This is a genomic window from Paracoccus limosus (genome assembly GCF_009711185.1).
GTDB classification, from domain to species: domain Bacteria; phylum Pseudomonadota; class Alphaproteobacteria; order Rhodobacterales; family Rhodobacteraceae; genus Paracoccus; species Paracoccus limosus.
This window is the reverse complement of record NZ_WMIF01000001.1, coordinates 253340-272126: the sequence shown is the minus strand read 5'-3', so window position 1 is coordinate 272126 and position 18787 is coordinate 253340. Positions and strand designations below refer to the sequence as shown.

At 66.1% G+C, this 18787-nt stretch carries 16 protein-coding genes; 6 read left to right on the top strand and 10 right to left on the bottom strand.

The annotated features are described in order from the left end of the window. Window positions 1-155 precede the first annotated feature (155 nt). A complete protein-coding gene (locus tag GL279_RS01425) occupies window positions 156-3182 on the top strand; it encodes a calcium-binding protein (protein ID WP_246175069.1) in 3027 nt (1008 codons plus the stop codon). A 9-nt stretch (window positions 3183-3191) separates the two neighbouring features. Here GL279_RS01425 and GL279_RS01420 read toward each other — a convergent pair whose 3' ends face one another. Next, the gene (locus GL279_RS01420; RefSeq protein WP_155062803.1) at window positions 3192-3944 is read right to left on the bottom strand and encodes an ABC transporter permease; all 753 of its coding nucleotides are present in this window, start codon (window positions 3942-3944) and stop codon (window positions 3192-3194) included. A gap of 147 nt (window positions 3945-4091) precedes the next feature. Here GL279_RS01420 and GL279_RS01415 point away from each other — a divergent pair, with 147 nt between their 5' ends. Further along, complete coding sequence (locus tag GL279_RS01415; RefSeq protein WP_343039676.1) at window positions 4092-5576, top strand: KpsE/RkpR family capsule polysaccharide export protein; 1485 nt, start codon at window positions 4092-4094, stop codon at window positions 5574-5576. Between the two features lie 3 nt (window positions 5577-5579). Then, complete coding sequence (locus GL279_RS01410; RefSeq protein WP_155062802.1) at window positions 5580-6257, top strand: ABC transporter ATP-binding protein; 678 nt, start codon at window positions 5580-5582, stop codon at window positions 6255-6257. A 99-nt stretch (window positions 6258-6356) separates the two neighbouring features. On the opposite strand, the gene GL279_RS01405 is transcribed toward GL279_RS01410, so the two are convergent. The 7 genes from GL279_RS01405 to GL279_RS01375 all read right to left on the bottom strand — a co-directional run bounded on the left by GL279_RS01405 (window position 6357) and on the right by GL279_RS01375 (window position 11539). Continuing rightward, window positions 6357-7295 carry a DUF481 domain-containing protein gene (locus GL279_RS01405; protein ID WP_155062801.1) on the bottom strand — a complete coding sequence of 313 codons (939 nt, stop codon included), beginning with the start codon at window positions 7293-7295 and terminating at the stop codon, window positions 6357-6359. Between the two features lie 478 nt (window positions 7296-7773). Then, window positions 7774-8094 carry a hypothetical protein gene (locus GL279_RS01400; RefSeq protein WP_211371235.1) on the bottom strand — a complete coding sequence of 107 codons (321 nt, stop codon included), beginning with the start codon at window positions 8092-8094 and terminating at the stop codon, window positions 7774-7776. Window positions 8095-8213: 119 nt separating this feature from the next. Continuing rightward, window positions 8214-8714, bottom strand: coding sequence for a transcription antitermination factor NusB (gene nusB, locus GL279_RS01395; RefSeq protein ID WP_155062800.1), 501 nt, complete (start codon window positions 8712-8714; stop codon window positions 8214-8216). Continuing rightward, entirely contained in the window at window positions 8711-9256 is a 546-nt protein-coding gene (locus GL279_RS01390; protein WP_155062799.1) for a 6,7-dimethyl-8-ribityllumazine synthase, read from the bottom strand. The genes nusB and GL279_RS01390 overlap by 4 nt, the downstream gene beginning before the upstream one ends. Before the next feature lie 3 nt (window positions 9257-9259). Further along, the gene (gene ribB, locus GL279_RS01385) at window positions 9260-10378 is read right to left on the bottom strand and encodes a 3,4-dihydroxy-2-butanone-4-phosphate synthase (protein WP_155062798.1); all 1119 of its coding nucleotides are present in this window, start codon (window positions 10376-10378) and stop codon (window positions 9260-9262) included. Next, a complete protein-coding gene (locus GL279_RS01380) occupies window positions 10368-10949 on the bottom strand; it encodes a hypothetical protein (protein ID WP_155062797.1) in 582 nt (193 codons plus the stop codon). The genes ribB and GL279_RS01380 overlap by 11 nt, the downstream gene beginning before the upstream one ends. Next, window positions 10946-11539 (bottom strand): riboflavin synthase, encoded by a 594-nt coding sequence (locus GL279_RS01375; RefSeq protein WP_155062796.1) that lies wholly within the window; start codon window positions 11537-11539, stop codon window positions 10946-10948. The genes GL279_RS01380 and GL279_RS01375 overlap by 4 nt, the downstream gene beginning before the upstream one ends. 255 nt (window positions 11540-11794) lie before the next feature. Here GL279_RS01375 and GL279_RS01370 point away from each other — a divergent pair, with 255 nt between their 5' ends. From GL279_RS01370 to GL279_RS01360, 3 genes are all read left to right on the top strand, one after another. Then, on the top strand, window positions 11795-13129 hold the full coding sequence (locus tag GL279_RS01370) for a capsule biosynthesis protein (RefSeq protein ID WP_246175067.1): 1335 nt from the start codon (window positions 11795-11797) through the stop codon (window positions 13127-13129). A 100-nt stretch (window positions 13130-13229) separates the two neighbouring features. Further along, window positions 13230-14408, top strand: coding sequence for a polysaccharide biosynthesis/export family protein (locus GL279_RS01365; protein WP_484555858.1), 1179 nt, complete (start codon window positions 13230-13232; stop codon window positions 14406-14408). Between the two features lie 4 nt (window positions 14409-14412). Next, window positions 14413-16425 carry a capsular polysaccharide biosynthesis protein gene (locus GL279_RS01360; RefSeq protein ID WP_155062795.1) on the top strand — a complete coding sequence of 671 codons (2013 nt, stop codon included), beginning with the start codon at window positions 14413-14415 and terminating at the stop codon, window positions 16423-16425. Between the two features lie 13 nt (window positions 16426-16438). Here GL279_RS01360 and ccoS read toward each other — a convergent pair whose 3' ends face one another. Both ccoS and GL279_RS01350 read right to left on the bottom strand, forming a co-directional pair. Beyond that, window positions 16439-16597: a cbb3-type cytochrome oxidase assembly protein CcoS gene (ccoS, locus tag GL279_RS01355; protein ID WP_155062794.1), complete on the bottom strand. Its 159-nt coding sequence runs from the start codon at window positions 16595-16597 to the stop codon at window positions 16439-16441. A 9-nt stretch (window positions 16598-16606) separates the two neighbouring features. Then, on the bottom strand, window positions 16607-18787 hold the full coding sequence (locus GL279_RS01350) for a heavy metal translocating P-type ATPase (protein ID WP_155062793.1): 2181 nt from the start codon (window positions 18785-18787) through the stop codon (window positions 16607-16609).

Here is an 18787-nt window from a genome sequence, read left to right as displayed (position 1 = left end):
GCCTCGCAAGCAGGGGGCCGCGCCGGCCGGGGTTTTCAAGGCGCGATGAAGCTAAAATGCCCGGCTTAAAGCAGGTGACGTCAGCGCCCCGGCGGGTTTCTGTGGGGCATAGCCAAGAACTTTCACCACCACCCCCATAACCCAAGACCATTTCCATGCTGACCTACCGCCACGTCGCAACCTATCTGGGCGACAAGGTCCCCTTCGCGATCGGCATCGCGGATATGCAGGCCTTTCAGTCCAGTGCCGGAAACACCCTTTACACCGTGACCCAGAAGGGCGGTGGCATCGCCGCCTATCGGCTGGACGCCGCCGATCAGGCGCTGCAACTGACCGGCACGCAGGCCTATGCGCCGGGCATGGGCTATCTGGACCGGCCGGCAGCGGCGCTGGTGCAGATGGGCGGCAGTGCGGCGCTGTTCGGCGTGGGGCTGGTCAACGGCACCACCGCCGGGCTGAGCCTTGGCGCCGACGGGGCGATGGTCGGCGGCGCAGCACTGGGGCCGCTGGGTCAGGACGTGACGCAGCTCGGCTCGTTTCAGACGCCGATGGGAACCTTTCTCTACTCGGCGCGCAACAACCTGCCCGCCTTTACCATCTGGCAGGTGAATGGCGACGGCAGCCTTGGCAAGACCGCCATCGGCAACCTGCCCTGGCTGCCCGGCCAGCAGGGAACCGAGATCAACGACATGCAGGTGGTGCAGCTGGGCGACCGCAGCTTCATGCTGACCGCCTCGGCGCTGGGGAATTACGTCGCAATTCAGGGTATCAATGGCGATGGCACGCTGGGGCGCACGCAGGTGCTGTGGTCCGACAGCGGCATCGGTCTGGCGGCGCCCAACCACATCGGCACGGTCACTGTGCAGGGCGTGACCTATCTGATCGTGGCCGGGGCGCAAAGCTCGTCGCTGACCACCATGCGCATCACCTATGAGGGCACGCTGGTGCCGGTCGATCACGTCATCGACTCGCTCAACACCCGCTTCAGCGGCGCCACCGCGCTGGAGACGGCGATGGTGGATGGCCGGGCCTATGTCTTTGCCGGCGGCGGCGATGATGGCATCTCGGTCTTTACGGTCATGCCGAACGGGCGGCTGCTGTTTCTGACCACGCTGGTCGATGCCGACGACCGCAGTCTGGCCGATGTTTCGGCGATCCAGGCCATGGTGATCGGCGGCAAGATCGCGCTTTTCGTCACCTCGGCGACCGAGGCCGGGCTGACGCATCTGGTCTTTGACCCCGGCCAGATCGGCGAGACCCGGACCGTGGGCGCCGGCGCCGTGACCGGCACCGCCGGCGACGATCTGCTGCGCGCGGGCGAGGGCACGACGCGGATCCGGGGCGGCGATGGCGACGACATCCTGATTTCGGGCAGCGAGCCGGTCGAGCTGGCCGGCGGCAATGGCGCCGACATCTTTGTGCCGACTGCGGTTTCAGGACAGATCGTCATCCGCGACTTCGAGCTGGGCGTGGACCGGCTGGACCTTTCCAACCTCGGCATGTTGCGCAGCATCACGCAGCTGACCTTTCGCGGGCAATGGGACGGCATCCGCATCGTCTTTGGCGATACGGTGATCGTGATCCGCACCCGCGACGGCAGCACGCTGCAGGCCAGCGATTTCAACGACAGCATGTTCCCGGCCGCGCATTACCAGCCGCCAGCGGCGCCCTCGAACCTGATCGGCACCGATGGCGATGACACGCTGACCGCCGTGGCGGGCAATGCCTATCTTTACGGCCTTGGCGGCGCCGACCTGCTGATGGGGGCCGAGGGCCGCGACACGCTGATCGGCGGCGCGGGCGACGACACGCTGATGGGCGGCGCCGGCAACGACCGCCTGATCGGCGAGGAGGGCAATGATCGCCTGATCGGCGGCGATGGCGATGACGAGCTGCAGGGCGGGACCGGCAATGACACGCTGTATGGCGGTGCCGGCAATGACAGCCTGTACGGCTATGCCGGAAATGACCTGATCTATGGCGAGGATGGCGACGACCATATCGAGGACTGGACCGGCGCGGCGGCGATCTGGGCCGGTGCCGGCAATGACGAGGTTGTGACCGGGGGCGGCAACGACCGTATCGCCGGCGAGGCCGGGCAGGACACGATCTCGGCCGGGGGTGGCAATGATTCGATCTGGGGCGGCGCCGGCAACGATCTGCTGCAGGGCGGCTTCGGCAATGATTACATCGACGGCGGTCTGGATCACGATATGATTCAGGGCGGACCCGGCAACGACACCATCCATGGCGGCTATGGCTTTGACACCATCTGGGCCGGGGACGGCAATGACCGCATCTCGGGCGGCTTTGGTCGCGACCAGATCTGGGGCGGCGCGGGCAGCGACATGATCTGGGGCGGCGCCCATGACGATGTGCTGCGCGGCGAGGCCGGCAATGACAGCATCGCCGGCGGCGACGGCAATGACACCATCTCGGGCGGGCTGCACAATGACCTGCTTTACGGCAATGCCGGCAATGACTGGATCTATGGCGATGACGGCAACGACCTGATCTATGGCGGCTATGGCAATGACCGGCTGGCGGGCAATGCCGGCAATGACCGCATCTTTGGCGGGCCGGGCGCGGATTGGATCCAGGGCGGCGACGGCATCGACATCCTGCGTGGCGATGGCGGCAATGACAGCATTACCGGCGGCGCCGGCAATGACACCATCCATGGCGGCTCGGAAAATGACGTGCTGTATGGCGATGCCGGCGACGACCGGCTGGACGGCGGGACGGGCAATGACACGCTGAACGGCGGGCCGGGCAACGATCTTTTGATCGACATGTTCGGCCATGGCCGGCTGATCGGCGGGGCCGGCAGGGACACGCTGCTGGCCGGGGCGGGCAATGACACGCTGGATGGCGGCATGGGCAGCGACAGCATGCGCGGCGGCGCGGGCGCGGATGTCTTTGTCTTTACCGCGCGCGCCGCATTCGACGGCAGCACCGATGTGATCGCCGATTTCGGCGCCGGCGCCGACCGGATGGATTTCCGCGGGCTGGGGCTGAGCTTCGTGGGCGATGCAGGGTTCAGCGGCGCGGGCCAGATCCGCAGCTATGCCGGCCCCGTCAACAGCTGGGTCGAGATCGACCTGAACGGCGACGGTCAGGCCGATCTGACCATTATGCTGCAGAACCGGGGCGCCCTGGGCGCCGACGACCTGCTGTTGTGACGGGCGGCCTCAGCGTTCGAGCATGTCGCGATAGTTGCGCGACAACAGCAGCAGACCGAACAGCGTCAGCACCGCCGAAAGAACAAAGACATATTCCGCCGACACGAAGCTGGCCTGATAGGTCGGATAGACGCCGCGCCGCAGCTGCGTGATGCAATGCAGCACCGGGTTGTACCACAGCACGTTCTGCGCCGGCATCGGCATCATGTCGTAAAGAAAGAACACGCCCGAGGCCAGAAACAGCGGCCGCGTCAGGATCTGCCAGGCACGTTCCCAGACCGGGAATGTCATCATCAGATAGCAGTTCAGCGTGCCGATCCCGACCGCCAGCGCGGTGATCATCAGCAGCGCCTCGCAGATCTCGCCCAGATTGATGACCACGGGCAGCTGATAGATCACGAAGATGCCGCCGATGATGATGACCATGACAGTGGCATGGGTCAGCGCATTCAGGATGATCCGCGCCAGCATGGCGTCAAGATAAGTGACGCTGGGATAGGCCAGAAACGGCCGCGAATAGCGGATCGAGCTGGCCACCTTGGCCGCCAGATCGTTGAACATGGTAAAGGGCAGAAACCCCGTCGCATAGAACAGCGGAAAGTTCGATCCGAGCCCCGGCTTGGCCAGCGCCAGACCAAAGACCACCGACAGCAGCACCACCCCCAGCACCGGCTCAAGGATGGCCCAGATATAGCCGCCGGCCGATCGGCCATAGGTCGTCGCCATCTCGCGCAGCATCAGCGCCAGCAGGATACGCGGCATCCGGAACCTCGGCCCGTGGTGAGAGGGGCGTTGCGGCGCAGGATTCAAGGGGCTGATCTCGGACATGTGAATGCAAAGACTGGTCTAGACGAGAGGCAATATGTAACAAATGCGCAGAAAAGGTAAACCAGCGAAAGCGCCACGTCTGTGAGCAAACCCAACGATCAGACCGGAACACCCGGCAGCACCGCGCCGCGAGCCACCGCAGCCCCTGCCGATACCGGCACCAGCGGCGGACAACAGCCGCAGGCGGCCCAGCGTCCGTTCCAGGCGCAGCCGCGCATCCAGCCGGCCCAAAGCGGCGAGCAGCCGCGCCCGGCGGTCGCGCGCCCGTTCCAGGCCTCGCCCCTGCCGGCGCAGCGCGCCGCCACCCAGCCGATCCCGGTGCGGCCGATGCCGCAGCCAGCCGTGCGCCCTGCCCCGCAGAACCCCGGCGCGCAGGCCCCGGCGCTGCGTCCCAATGCCCCGCCGCCCGCCGTGCCCGGCGCCCCGGCCGTGCGCCCGACCGTGCCCATCGCCCAGCCCCGGCGCCGGCATTGGCTGCTGCTGGCCTCGTTCGTGGTCATGGTGGTGGTGCCCAGCCTGTTCTGGGCGTGGTATCTGTGGGCGCGGGCCTCGGACCAATATGTCTCGACCGTGGGCTTTGCCGTGCACAAAGAGGGCGGCGTGCCCTCGATCGACCTGCTGGGCGGGCTTGGCGCCTTGGCCGGCGGTGCCTCCAGCGCCACGGATTCGGACGTGCTTTACGAATATATCCGCAGTCAGGACATGGTCGAAAAGATCGACCAGAAACTGAACCTGCGGCAGAAATTCTCGCGCGACTGGCCGCATGACTTTGTCTTTGCCTATAACCCCGACGGCCATATCGAGGATCTGACCGATTACTGGCCGCGTCAGGTCAAGGTGCTTTACGACACCTCGACCAGCCTCATCACGCTGAAGGTGCTGGCCTTCAGCCCCGACGACGCCCAGCAGATCGCGCAGGCGGTGTTCGAGGAAAGCGCCAACAAGATCAACGATCTCTCGGCCATCGCGCGCGCAGACACGCTGCGGCTGACCGAGGAAGAGCTGGCCAAGGCGCGGGGCGAGCTGACCCGGACCCGGCAGGCGATGACCGATTTCCGCATCCGCTCGCAGATCGTCGATCCGACCGCGGACCTCACCAGCCAGATGGGCGTGCTGAGCGGGCTGCAGGCCAAGCTGGCCGAGCAACTGGTCGCCAACGACCTGCTTCTGGACAATGCCAAGCCGACCGATCACCGCGTCATCCAGTCGCAACAAAAGATCGAGGCGCTGCGCAAGCTGATCGAGGCCGAGCGGTCGAAATTCGGCTCGTCCTCGTCCGGCCCCGCCGGCGAGAGCTATTCCCAGCTGATGGCCGAATATGAAAAGCTGATGGTGGACCGCGAATTCGCCGAGGGCGCCTATCGCGCCGCGCGTGTCGCCTATGAGACCTCGCTGGCCGAGGCGCAGCGCAAGTCGCGCTATCTGGCTGCCCATATCGAGCCCAAGGTGGCGCAAAGCTCGACCGCGCCGAACCGGCCCTGGCTCTTGCTGATCGTGGCGGGGCTGCTCTTGACCGGCTGGTCGATCCTTGTCCTGATCTATTACAGCATCCGTGACCGCGCCTAAGCCATGATCCGGCTCGAGAACCTGACCAAGGCCTACCGCCTGAAAGGGCGCCGCCATGTGGTGGCCGATGCGCTGAACGCGGAATTTCCCACCGGCGCCTCGGTCGCGCTGCTGGGCCGCAACGGCGCCGGCAAATCGACGCTGCTGAAGATGATCGCCGGCACCGTGTCGCCCAATTCGGGCCGCGTGGTGTCGGATGGCACCATCTCATGGCCGGTGGGTTTTGCCGGCAGCTTTCACGGCGAGCTGACCGGGGCGCAGAACGTGCGCTTTGTCGCGCGCATCTATGGCGTGGATACCGATGAGCTGGTCGATTACGTCGCCGAGTTTTCCGAACTTGGCGCGCATTATCACCAGCCCTTTGCCAGCTATTCGTCGGGGATGCGCTCGCGGCTGGCGATGGGCACCAGCATGGGCATCCATTTCGACACCTATCTGGTCGATGAGGTGACCAGCGTCGGCGATGCCGAATTCCGCGCCAAGTCGCAGCGGGTGTTCAACGACCGGATGAGCACCTCGGGCGCCATCGTGGTCAGCCATTCGATGCCGATGATCCGGCAGATGTGCAACATGGGCGCGGTGCTGGAGGGCGGGCAGCTGCGGGTCTTCTATAACCTGGAGGACGCGATCGCGCTGCACGAATCCATCCTGCGCGTGCCGCCCAACGTCGCCGGCGACTGACCCCCGCCGGCCCGGATCCGAAACGGGCCGGGACCAATGGAAAAAGGGGCGGCCCGTAGGCCGCCCCTCGTGTCACGAGAGAGAGAGATTGGAACCGGCTCAGAAGCCGTAGACCAGCGACACGCCCAGCGTGTTGTCGGTGCGGATCGCGCGGTCCGAGACATATTCGGTCTTGTAGGACACGCGGGTCGCAAACGCGTCCGCCATCTTGAAGTTCAGACCCAGTTCGTTGGTGATCGTGTCGTTGGCGTCCGAGGTCAGGTAGTCGGTATCGTTCGTCACGAAGAACGTGTCGTTGATGCGGTGATAGAACCGCGACGACAGCAGGTAGCCGACTTCGGTGTTGCTGTCGTATTCAAGGGTGCCGGTCGGGGTCGGCGCCGTATCGTCAACGGTCAGAACGTCAACCAGCTTGGTGTAACGGACACCGACAGCCGCCTGCACACGCCATGCGGTGGTGTCGTTGTTGATCACGCGGTAACCCGGACCCACACCGAAGTAGGCATCGCGTTTCGCACGGCCTTCAAGAGCACCAAAGCCTTCGCCGTTCGACAGGGTGATCGGATCACCAGCCAGCGCGTCGGTGGCCAGACGGCCCAGACCGAAAGCGTAGAACTTGTCGTTGATGTTATACATGCCTTCGTAGATCACGAAGGTTTTCTCGGTGTCTTTCTTGCCGGCGTTGTTGTCACCGAATTGCAGCAGGATACCGACCGACTGCGAGAAGGCACCCTGGTTGCTGGACAGACGACCCGACAGGTTGAAGTCCTGATTTTCGCTGTTGCCGGTCGAACCCGAGTAGCTCAGCGCGACCGAACCGAACACGCCCTGACGCTGGTCGGGGTTGCCATTGCGGTAGGGGTCGTTCGAACGGGCAAAGTCATCACGCACGTCGCGTTCGATGTCTTTCATGTCTTCGTTGACTTGCGAGATGCCAACGGCGTTCGCACCGGCCGAGGTTTCCGACTGCGCAAAAGCGGGCGCGGCGAACGAAGCGGCCAGAGCGGTGGCGCCGACGAGGTAAGCGAGGGTTTTCATCAGTTCAGTCCTTTATTTGAACCGTCTTTTCATGTCCGTGGCCACTCTTGCAGCAGCCACGAGCGTCTCTGCTGCCGAAGAATTAACCCCGCCTTCCCCGTCGATAAAGACCGCCGGCACACGCACCGCCTGTCGCGAAATCGTGAAACTCCTGTGTCATTTCCGCATCGGCGGAATTTGGCTCATGTAAAATTGTGATGAAACCAAACCCGCCCCGCCCCGCCGATGGCAATTTTTCGCCCAAGATCAGGTGGTAATTGCGCACCATCGCGGCTCACAAAAAATGACAGTTCGGCAATATCGGCGGCTGACGATGGGCGCGCCCGAAAAATAGGCAGACTTAATGTTGCGATCCGGCCGCAGCATTGTTGCCCTTGCCACACACATTTTATGCAATTGCGATCAAAAACCGGGAACTTTGACGGCGGAACAGTGTTTCACCGGGATTTCCACGCAATCCACACGCAATCCGGCGGTGTCAGCGCCGGCCTGATGCCGCAGGCAGCGGGGCGATTGCCGCCGCCGCAGCCGTGCCCGGGGCGTGCCGGCGCTGCCTTTTTCCACCGCTGTCCGATGGTCCCTGCCCCATCGCCATCACCACGATGGCGAATTGCACGCCGGAAAACAGCAGACCGTGAAAGATGAGTAACAGCGCGATGGCGAGCCAGCCGCCCGCAGTCGTCATCAGCAAATGCCGCAGCCCGCCGACATCGGACCATAACAGCAGCAGCGTAAAGATCAGCCCAAGGCTAAAGCCCAAGGTGATGCTGCGCAGGTAAAGCCGAATGAGACGAGGCATGGCATCCACCGGGTTCAGGATGCCCCAGCATAGACCCGGACGCCCCGTCCCGAAACGAAAAATGCCGCCACCCGGACCGGGTGACGGCAGCATGTCCCGCGACACGTTGTCCCGCCGGCTTAGAAAGCCTCGGGCCGGGCCTCGCGCGCCATGTGGTCAAGAACGGCATTGACGAATTTCGGCTCGCGGCCCTCGGGGAAAAACGCCTCGGCAATGCGGACATATTCGACGATGACCACACGCGGCGGCGCCTTGGCCCCGACCAGCTCGGCGCCGGCGGCGCGGAACAGCGCCCGCAGCACCGGGTCGATACGGTCGATCGGCCATTTCGCGACCAGCGCGCGGTCGGTCATCTGGTCGATGCGCGACTGCCAGTTCACCGCGTCATCGACGATGCGGGTGAACAGCGCCTCATCGGCCTCGATCGAGACCATGTCGGCATCCTCGTCATCGCGGCCGATGCGCCATTGCCGGAATTCGCGCAGCACGCGGTCGGCGGATTGCCCCGCAGCCTCCATCTGGAACAGCGCCTGCACGGCATAGACCCGCGCGGCCGAGGTGCGGGCCTGACGTTCTGCCTTTGCTTCCGGGCTTTGCCGGTTTCCACCCTGTCCGCTCATGCGCCACGCGGTCCTTCCAGTTCGCCAGCCAGACGGATCAGATCCGGCTTGGCGGCCGCCTCGCGGGCCGGGCGTGTTTCCCATTGCCGCTTCAATGCGATCAGATGCAGCGCGGCGGCGGCAGCGCCACCGCCCTTGTTCTGGCCCGCGACCTCGGCCCTGACTTCGGCCTGCGGGTAGTTCTCAACGGTCAGGATGCCATTGCCGATGCAATGCCCCTGCAGCCCCAGCAACGTGATCGCCCGAGAGCTGTCGTTGCAGACGGTGTCGTAATGCGTCGTCTCGCCACGAATGACGCAGCCCAGCGCGACATAGCCATCGCAAAGCCCGCGCGCCGCCGCCAGCGCGATGGCGGTCGGCACCTCCAGCGCGCCCGGCACCTCGATCAGCTCGGCCTCGGCCCCGGCCTCGGCAATGGCGCGGCGCGCCCCGGCGGTCAGGGCGTCGGTGATCTGTTTGTAATAGGGCGCCACCACGATCAGCAGGCGCGCGCCCGCGACCCTGGGCAGCGGCAGTTGATGGTGTTCGATGCTGGCGGCCATGGCTTACTCTTTGGGAATCGGACGCGTGGAATGGATCGAAAGCCCGTAGGCGTCAAGTCCGACCACCTTGACCGGCGCGGAATTCGTCAGAAGCACCAGCTGCGACAGGCCCAGCACCGACAGAATCTGCGCACCAAGCCCATATTGGCGCAGCACATGCGGCGAGGTCTCGCCCTGATCGGGCAGGCGGCGTTCGAGGTCGCGGAACAGCACCACCGCGCCGCGCCCCTCTTGGCCGATCAGCCGCATGGCGGCGCCCAGCTCGCCCGCATCCTCGCGCCCGATGCCCAGCACGTCATGCAGCGGGTCCAGCGCATGCATCCGCACCAGCACCGGCTCGGGCGTGGTCAGGTCGCCCTTGGTCAGCACGACATGGTCGGCGCCGGTGGTTTCGTCGGCAAAGACCCGCATCATCCAGTCGCCGCCATAGATCGAATGCACGGCGCGCTGCGCCCGCTCGGCGATCAGGTTGTCGTGGCGACGGCGATAGGCGATCAGGTCGCTGATGGTGCCGATCTTGAGCCCGTGTTTCTGGGCAAAAGCCACCAGATCGGGCAGCCGCGCCATGCTGCCATCGTCGTTCATGATCTCGCAGATCACCCCGGCGGGGTTCAGCCCGGCCAGACGCGAGATGTCGACGGCCGCCTCGGTATGGCCGGCGCGGACCAGCACGCCGCCTTCGCGGGCGCGCAGCGGAAAGATATGGCCGGGCGTGGCGATATCGGCCGCGCCCTTGGTCGGGTCGATGGCCACGGCAATGGTCAGGGCGCGGTCATGCGCCGAAATGCCGGTGGTCACGCCCTCGCGCGCCTCGATCGACATGGTGAATGCGGTCTCGTGGCGGCTGGAGTTCTTCGAGCTCATCAGCGGCAGACCCAGCGCGTCGATACGCGGCCCGGTCATCGACAGGCAGATCAGCCCGCGCCCATGCGTCGCCATGAAGTTCACCGCCTCGGGCGTGGCCATCTGCGCCGGGATGACCAGATCGCCCTCGTTCTCGCGGTCCTCGTGATCGACAAGGATGAACATGCGGCCGTTGCGGGCCTCGTTGATGATGTCCTCGGTCCGGGAAATCACGTCGGACCAGTCGCGCTCGACCGCGCCGGGTTTGTCAAATTGCATCCGCAACTCCTGCAAAGAAGGCCTGCCCGCTGACGAAGCCCGCCAGCCCGCCGGCCGTCATCATTTCACGCTCATGCGCGGTTTCGCCGATCATCAGCACCGCGTCGCCCGGCAAGTCCTGTGCGCGCAGCCAATGCTTCATCTCTTGCCGCATCTCGGACCAGCTGGCGCCAAAGGCCGGCAGCCGGCGGGCCGATGCCGCGCCGATCTGGCGCGCCAGCACGTCCAGCGGCACGCCGGGCGAGCCGCCCAGATGCGCGGCGGCAGCGCTGGCGGCGATGCGGGCGGCCTCGGGGGCGGGGACCGCTTGGCCGGGACGGAACACGCCAAGCGCATTCGAGGAATACAGGAACGCCACCAGATCGCGCCCGGTCGTGGCCCGCACCCCGGCATAGGTCTTGTAATCCAGCCCCAGCGCCTTGGCGCGGCGCAGTTGCAGACGCACCACCTCGGTCGGCAGGCGCGCGCCCAAAAGCTCGCGCCGGGCCTGCGTCCAGCAATGGGTGCGAAAACCGCTGGCCGTGCCCGGCCCGCCGTTATGGCCGATGCCGATGGCGGCCCCGGCGCTCATGCTGTTTGCGCCAGCCGGGCGACGTAGCGCGCCAGCGTGTCGATTTCCAGATTGACGGCATCGCCGGGGCGGGCATCGCCCCAAGTCGTCACCGATTGCGTATGCGGGATCAGGTTGACGCCAAAGCGGTTGCCCTCGACCTCATTGACGGTCAGCGAGGTGCCGTTCAGCGCGACAGAGCCCTTTTCGGCGATGAACCGCGCCAGCGCCGGCGGCGCACTGAAGGTGACGCGGGTGCTGTCGCCATCGTCATGCATCTCGTCGATGCGCGCCACGCCATCGACATGGCCCGAAACGATATGCCCGCCCAGCTCGTCGCCGACCCGCAGCGCGCGTTCCAGGTTCAGCCGCTTGCCCGAGGCCCAGCCATTGGCGCCGATGCTGGTCTTGGACAACGTCTCGGCCGAGATATCGACGTCGAACCAGTCGGCGCCCTTTTCCACCACGGTCAGGCAAACCCCGTCACAGGCGATCGAGGCGCCCAGATCCACCCCGGCCATGTCGTAATGACAGGCAATGCGCGCGCGCATGTCGCCGCGCATCTCGACCTGCACCACGGTGCCGATATCGCTGATAATGCCGGTAAACATCGCCACCTCGCTTGCAATTGCTGTCCCGAGACCTAGAGCTTTGCTGCGCGATCTTCAAGCGACGCCAGTGCCACGCTTTGCCGCGCCGTTCACCGGAAACCGGGAAAGACCGTGACAGGGGTTGCTGATTCGTGCATGAGTCAGGAAAATCTGTTGGTATCAAGACTCATCAAGTTTAATTCCTCTATTGGGCCGGTTTCGCGGGTTGCCAAAGAGCCAGCGCTTTATCTCCGTTGTGGAAAAACCGTGAATCAAATGTCCGTTTCAGCCGTGCAGGCGATGCAGGTCGGGATTGCGACGCGGCCGGCAGACCAGCGCATCTTTCTGATGCTGCAAGGGCCGCATGGCCCGTTCTTTGACCAGCTCGCGCGACTTTTGCGCGCAGCCGGCTCGACGGTGTGGCGCGCAGGCTTCAATGCCGGCGACGAATTCTTCTGGAAGGACAAGGCGCATTTCATCCGCCACACCGGCACCCCCGAGGAATGGCCCCAGCATCTGGAACGGCTGATCGCCGAAAAACGCGTCACCGACATCGTGCTTTACGGCGATGTGCGCCCGGTCCATGCCGCCGCCCGTCAGGCCGCGCAACGTCACGGGCTGGTGCTGCATGTCTTTGAGGAAGGCTATCTGCGTCCGTTCTGGATCACCTATGAACGCGGCGGCTCGAACGGTCGCTCGGCTCTGGTCGGGATCCCGCTGCGCGAGATGCGCCACGCCCTGCGCGGCACCTCGGGCGAGCCCCGCAGCCGCCCGCCCGCCCATTGGGGCGACATGCGCCAGCACAAGTTTTATGGCGCGCTCTATCATTTCTTTGTCCTGATCGCGAACCGGCGTTACGCCGGTTATCGCACCCACCGCCAGATCGGCGTGTTGCAGGAATTCCGGCTGAACCTGCGCCGGCTGTTGATGACGCCGATCGATATGGTGGCGCAATGGCGTGAAACGCGGGCCGTGCGGCGCGGCGGCTTTCCCTATGTTCTGGTGCCGATGCAGCTGGAGCACGACTCGAATTTCGTGGCGCATTCCCCCTATGAGCGGATGGCCGAATTCACCGATGAGGTGCTGACCGAATTCGCCAACTTCGCGCCGCGCCACCATCATGTCGTCTTCAAGGCGCATCCGCTGGAGGATGGGCGCGGCGGCATCCGTCAGGCCATCGCCGACAAGGCGCGTGGCATGGGCATCGCGGATCGCGTGCATTACGTGCGCGGCGGCAAGCTGGCGCAGCTGCTCAATCAGGCGCGGGCGGTGGTCACGGTCAATTCGACCTCGGCCCAGCAGGCGCTGTGGCGCGGCTTGCCGGTCAAGGCGATGGGCCGCGCGGTCTATGACAAGCCCGGCATCGTCTCGCATCAGGAGCTGGCCGAATTCCTCAAGGAGCCCAAGCCGCCGCAGCCAGCTGCCTACCGGCATTACCGCGATTTCCTTCTGGAAAGCAGTCAGGTGCCGGGGGGGTTCTATTCCGAACGCTCGCGCGGGCATGCGCTGCGCATCGTCGCCGATCTGATGCTGGCCGAGGACGACCCCTATGAGGCGCTTCTGGCCGGTCGCGGCAAGCATCGGCAACAAATGGAGACTTATACAGAATGACAGTTCCGCGATTATGGAATTCTTAAGCGTGCTGCGATAGGTTACCGACAACAAAACCGGCCAAATGCTGGACTCGGACGAGAGACACAGGAGTAACAATTTGAGCGCATTGAGTTTTTCCAACCGCGATCTTGGCCCTGCGTCCGGATTGCAGCGTGGCCTTGCCATGCGCGCAGTGCGGCTTGCCATTTTTGGCGCTGTGATTCTGGTGTCCGCCTGCGGCTTGCCGCGTTCGGGCCCGACCAAAAGTCAGATCTACAATGGCTCCGTCGAAAAAGGCGGCAGCACGCATATCGTCCCGGTCGATGACCGCGTGAACCGCGCAGCCAACTATACGCCGGCCTATGGCTTTGGCCGCGACTTCCAGGCCGCAGGTCAGGTCGGCGCCGACGAAGTGCGGCCGGGCGACGTGCTGGGCCTGTCGATCTGGGAAAACGTTGATGATGGCCTGCTGGCCTCGATGGGCTCCAGCTCGACCAATCTGCAGCAGCTCCAGGTCGACAGCCAAGGCTATATCTTCGTGCCCTATGCCGGTCGCATCAAGGCTGCGGGCAACAGCCCCGACGAGCTGCGCCGCATCATCACCCAGAAACTGGAAACCCAGACCCCCGACCCGCAGGTCATGGTGACCCGCGTGGCAGGCGACGGCGCGACCGTCTCGGTCATGGGCAAGGTCAATGGTCAGGGCGTCTACCCGATCGAACGGCCGACCCGGACGCTGTCGACCATGCTTTCGAAAGCCGGCGGCGTCTCGATCGAGCCCGAGGTCGCGGTGGTGACCGTCAAGCGCGGCAACGCCAGCGGCAAGGTCTGGCTGCGCGACCTCTACTCCAGCTCGCGCAACGACATCGCGCTGCGTCCGGGCGACATCATCCTCGTCGAAGAGGATGAGCGCAGCTTTACCGCTCTGGGTGCGCTGGGTGGCCAGACCAAGGTTCCGCTGGGCAATGACCAGATCAACGCCATCGAGGCGATCGCCATGGTCGGCGGTCTTTCGACGCAGCTGGCCGACCCGAAAGGGCTGTTCATCCTGCGCGACGAGCCGCAATCGGTCGCCCGCGCCGTTCTGGGCCGCAACGACATCTATGGCACGCAGCGCATGGCCTATGTGCTGGACCTGACCAAGCCTGACGGCATGTTCCTGGCCCGGGACTTCGTGATCCGCGACAGCGACACTGTCTATGTGACCGAAGCGCCCTTCGTGCAGTGGCAAAAGACGCTGAACTCGATCCTGACCCCGGTGACGCAGGTCGGCACCGCGGACCGCGCGTTCAGGTAAGGGCATGACCCAGGCAGACAAAGCCGCCGGGATTTCCCGGCGGCTTTTCGTTTTCAACGGCGGTTTTTTCACCGGCCCGCGCCTGCGGCGCATCCTTGGCCTTGCCGGATGGCAAGTGACAGTCGGGCTGCCGGGTCCGGGCGATACCGTCGGGCTTTGGGGCGCGAGCCCGACCGCATGGCGTGGCGAGGCGGTCGCACGGCGGCGCGGCGCCCGGCTGTTGCGGGTCGAGGATGCCTTTCTGCGCTCAATCCTGCCCGGCCGGGCGGCACGGCGAAACGGGCCTCCGGTGGCACGGCGTGGCCCCATCGGCCTGTTGCTGGACCCGATCGGCCTGCATTTCCGCGCCGATGTGCCCTCGTTGCTGGAGCAGCTGATCCTAGATCCGCAGACTGCCGACTGGCAGGACCGCGCCCGTTCGGGCATCCGGCGGCTGATCGCGGCCGATCTGTCGAAATACAATGCGCATCTGCCCGAAGCGGCGGACCAGCCGTCGCTGCCACCCGGCTATGTGTTGGTGATCGACCAAACCGGAGGCGACGCCTCGCTGGCGGGCGCGGGCCGGGCCGAATTCCTTGACATGCTGCGGGCGGCGCGCGACGAAAACCCCGGTCTGCCGATCCTGATCCGCAGCCATCCCGAAACCGCCGCCGGGTTCCGGCCGGGGCATTTCAGCCGCGATGACCTGCGCCCCGGCGATGCCTTCTCGGACGGGCCGATTTCGCCCTGGGCGCTGCTTGGCGGCGCGGCGCGGGTCTATGCCATGTCCTCGCAGCTGGGCTATGAGGCGATGCTGGCCGGGCACCGGCCCCGGATTTTTGGCCAGCCGTTCTATGCCGGCTGGGGGCTTTCCGACGACGCGCAGGCCTTTCCGCGCCGCCGCCCTGCCCCGATCGAGGCGCTATTTGCCGCCAGCCACCTGCGCGGCCCGGTCTGGTATGATCCCTGCCGCGACCGGCTGACCGATTTCGAAACCGCCCTGCACCAGATCGAGGCCGAGGCTAAGGCTTGGCAACAGGACCATGCCGGCCACCTGGCCTACGGCATGCGGCTGTGGAAACGTCCCTTTATCGCCCGGGCTTTTGGCGGCGCCCGCCCGGTGCGCTTCACCACGACGCCGGGACCGCAGGTGACGCTGGCCTGGGCCAATCGTGCCAGCGAAACCCCCGGAGCGCTGCGCGTCGAGGATGGGTTTCTGCGCTCGCGCGGGTTGGGCGCGGCCCTTGTGCCGCCGCTGTCGCTGGTCGCCGACGACCTCGGCATCTATTACGATCCGACGCGCGAAAGCCGGTTCGAGCAGTTGATGGCCGCCTCCCTGTCGGACGAAGATCGCGCGCGCGCGCTGGCACTTGGCCGGGCTTTGGTGACGTCGGGGATCACCAAATACAACCTTGCCGGCCAATTGCCGAAATTGCCGCCGGGCCGGCGCATTCTCGTGCCCGGTCAGGTCGAGGACGACGCCTCGGTCCGGTTGGGCGGCGGGGCCGAGCGCAGCAACCTTGCGCTGCTGGAACGGGTGCGGGCCGAAAACCCCGATGCCGTGCTGATCTACAAGCCGCATCCCGATGTCGAGGCGGGGCTGCGCCCCGGCCTGATCGCGCCCGCCCGCATGACAGAGCTGGCCGATGTGGTCGCGCATGAGGCAAGCCCCGCGGCGCTGCTGGCCGAGATCGACGAGCTTTGGACCATCACCTCGACCATGGGGTTCGAGGCGCTGCTGCGCGGCCTGCCGGTCACCACGCTGGGCGCGCCCTTCTATGCCGGCTGGGGGCTGACGCGCGATCTGGGCCCGATGCCCGAACGCCGCCGGCTGCGGGCCGATCTGGCACAGCTGACCCATGTCGCACTGATCGCCTATCCGCGCTATTTCGATCCGGTGAGCGGCCTGCCCTGCCCGCCCGAGGTGGTTCTGGAGCGGCTGGCAGATCCCGAGCTTGGGCTGGCGGGCCCCGGCCTGCGGATCCTTGCCAAGGCGCAGGGGCTTTTCAGCGGCCATGCCTGGCTGTGGCGGCGCTGAACAGCCCCGGCCATCAGGGCTTTGGCCGGTCGTCCCATTCGCGGCTGAGGATACGCTCGGAATCGCCCTTGGGATCGTCATATTGCCGCGAACGCAGCGACCAGACAAAGGCCATCAACCCCAGCCCGCCCAGCCCCAGCGAAATCGGGATCAGCAAGACAAGAACATCCATCCCGACCTCCTATCGCAGCCGCAGCGCGTTCAGCGTGACGCTGATCGAGCTGAGCGACATGGCCAGCGCCGCCATCAGCGGCGTCGCCAGACCAGCAATCGCAAAGGGCACCGCCACAACGTTATAGCCCAGCGACAGCGCGAAATTTTCGCGGATGCGGCGGCGGGCGGCGCGGGCCAGATCCAGCGCCTCGGCCACTGGGGCCAGATCGGCGCCCAGCGTGACGATATCCGAGGCGACGCGGGCCGCATCCAGCGCCGAAGCCGGCGAGACCGAGACATGGGCCGCCGCCAGCGCCGCCGTATCGTTCAGCCCGTCGCCGACCATCAGCACCTTGTGCCCCAGCGCGCCTAGATCCTGCACCACCTGCGCCTTGTCGGTGGGACCGACCCCGGCTTGCCATTCGGCGATGCCCAGCCGCTCGGCCAGTTCGGCGACCACCGGGCGGGCGTCGCCCGACAGCAGCATGACCCGGCGACCGGATTCGGTGATGCGGCGAACCGCCTCAGCCGCGCCCGGGCGCAGGCGGTCGCTGAAATCCAGCCGCAGCGGCGGCTGATCGCCAATCGCCAGCCAGCTTGCCGACAGCGTGGCCTCGCCATGCGCCGCACCCAGCCAGCCCGCGCGGCCCAGCCGGACCTGCTGGCCATCGACATCGGCCTCGACACCCTGCCCCGGCCATTCGCGCAGATCCTGCACCGCAGCCGGCGTCACGCCCAGATCCTGCATCGCCTGCGCCAGCGCCCGCGACAGCGGATGGCCAGAGCCCTGCGCCAGCGCCAAGGCGACCGGGCGCAGTTCCGGCGGCACCGCGCTGACCAGCTGCGGCACGCCAAGGGTCAGGGTGCCGGTCTTGTCAAAGACCACGCAATCGACCTCGGCCAGACGTTCCAGCGCGGTGCCGTCCTTGATCAGCATGCCGCGCCGGAACAGCCGCCCCGAGGCCGCCGTCACCACCGCAGGCACCGCCAGCCCAAGCGCGCAGGGGCAGGTGATGATCAGCACCGCCGCCGCGATATTGATGGCAAGGCGCAGGTCGCGCGTCGCCAGATACCAGCCCAGAAAACTGCTGAAGGCCAAAAGATGCACCAACGGCGAATAAAGCCGCGAGGCCCGGTCGGCGAGCCCGGTATAGCGTCCACGCGCCGATTCCGCTGCCGCGACCAGCGCCGTCAGCCGCGCCAGCGAACTGTCGCGCCCCGCCGCCGTCACGCGCAGCGCCAACGCGCCGGTCAGATTGACCTCGCCCGCCGACAGGGCTGTCCCCGGCCCCACCGGCACCGGGATGCTTTCGCCGGTCAAAAGCGAGCGGTCGATCTCGCTGCCGCCCTCGACGATCTCGCCATCGGCGGGAATGCGGGCACCGGGACGGATGCGGATTAGATCGCCGGGGCGCAGCTCGGCCACCGGCACGGCTTGATCGCCTGCGGGCGTGATCAGAAAGGCGCGCGGCACCTCAAGCGCGGTCAGCTCTTCGGCGGCGGAACGGGCCACGGCGCGGGTGCGATAGTCCAGATAGCGCCCGATCAGCAGGAAAAAGCACAGCATCACCGCCGCATCGAAATAGGCGTGATGCCCGGAATGCAGCGTCTCATAGACCGAGATCGACGAGGCAAGGATCAGCGCCAGCGAGATCGGCACGTCCATGCCCAGCCGCCGCGCCTTGAGCGCGCGCCATGCGCTGGAAAAGAACGGCTGCCCGGCAAAGGCCACCGTCGGCAGCGCGATCACCCCCGAGATCAGGTGGAACAGGTCGCGCGTCGCATCATCGGCCCCCGACCAGACGGCAATGGACAGGATCATGATGTTCATCATCGCGAAACCCGACACGCCAATGCGCATCAGGATGTCGCGGCCCTGCCGGTCGGCGGCGCTGGCCGACAGCGCGCCGGGATCCAGTTCATGCGCCTCATAGCCGATGCGCTCGACCACCGGGATCAGCTCCTCGGCGGTCAGGCCCGAGGCATCGACGGTGACGCGGCGGCGGGTCAGGTTCACTCGCGCCGCCTTGACGCCGGGATGGCGGGTCAGCGCCTGTTCGACATCGCTGATGCAGGCGGCGCAATGCACCGTGGGCAGCGACAGGATGATATCGACGGTGCCGCCCGAGCCGGCAACGCGCTGAGCCAGCGGTGCGGCATCGCAAGCCGGACAGGCGGAAAGCCGGGCCTCATAGGCAGCATCGCTCAT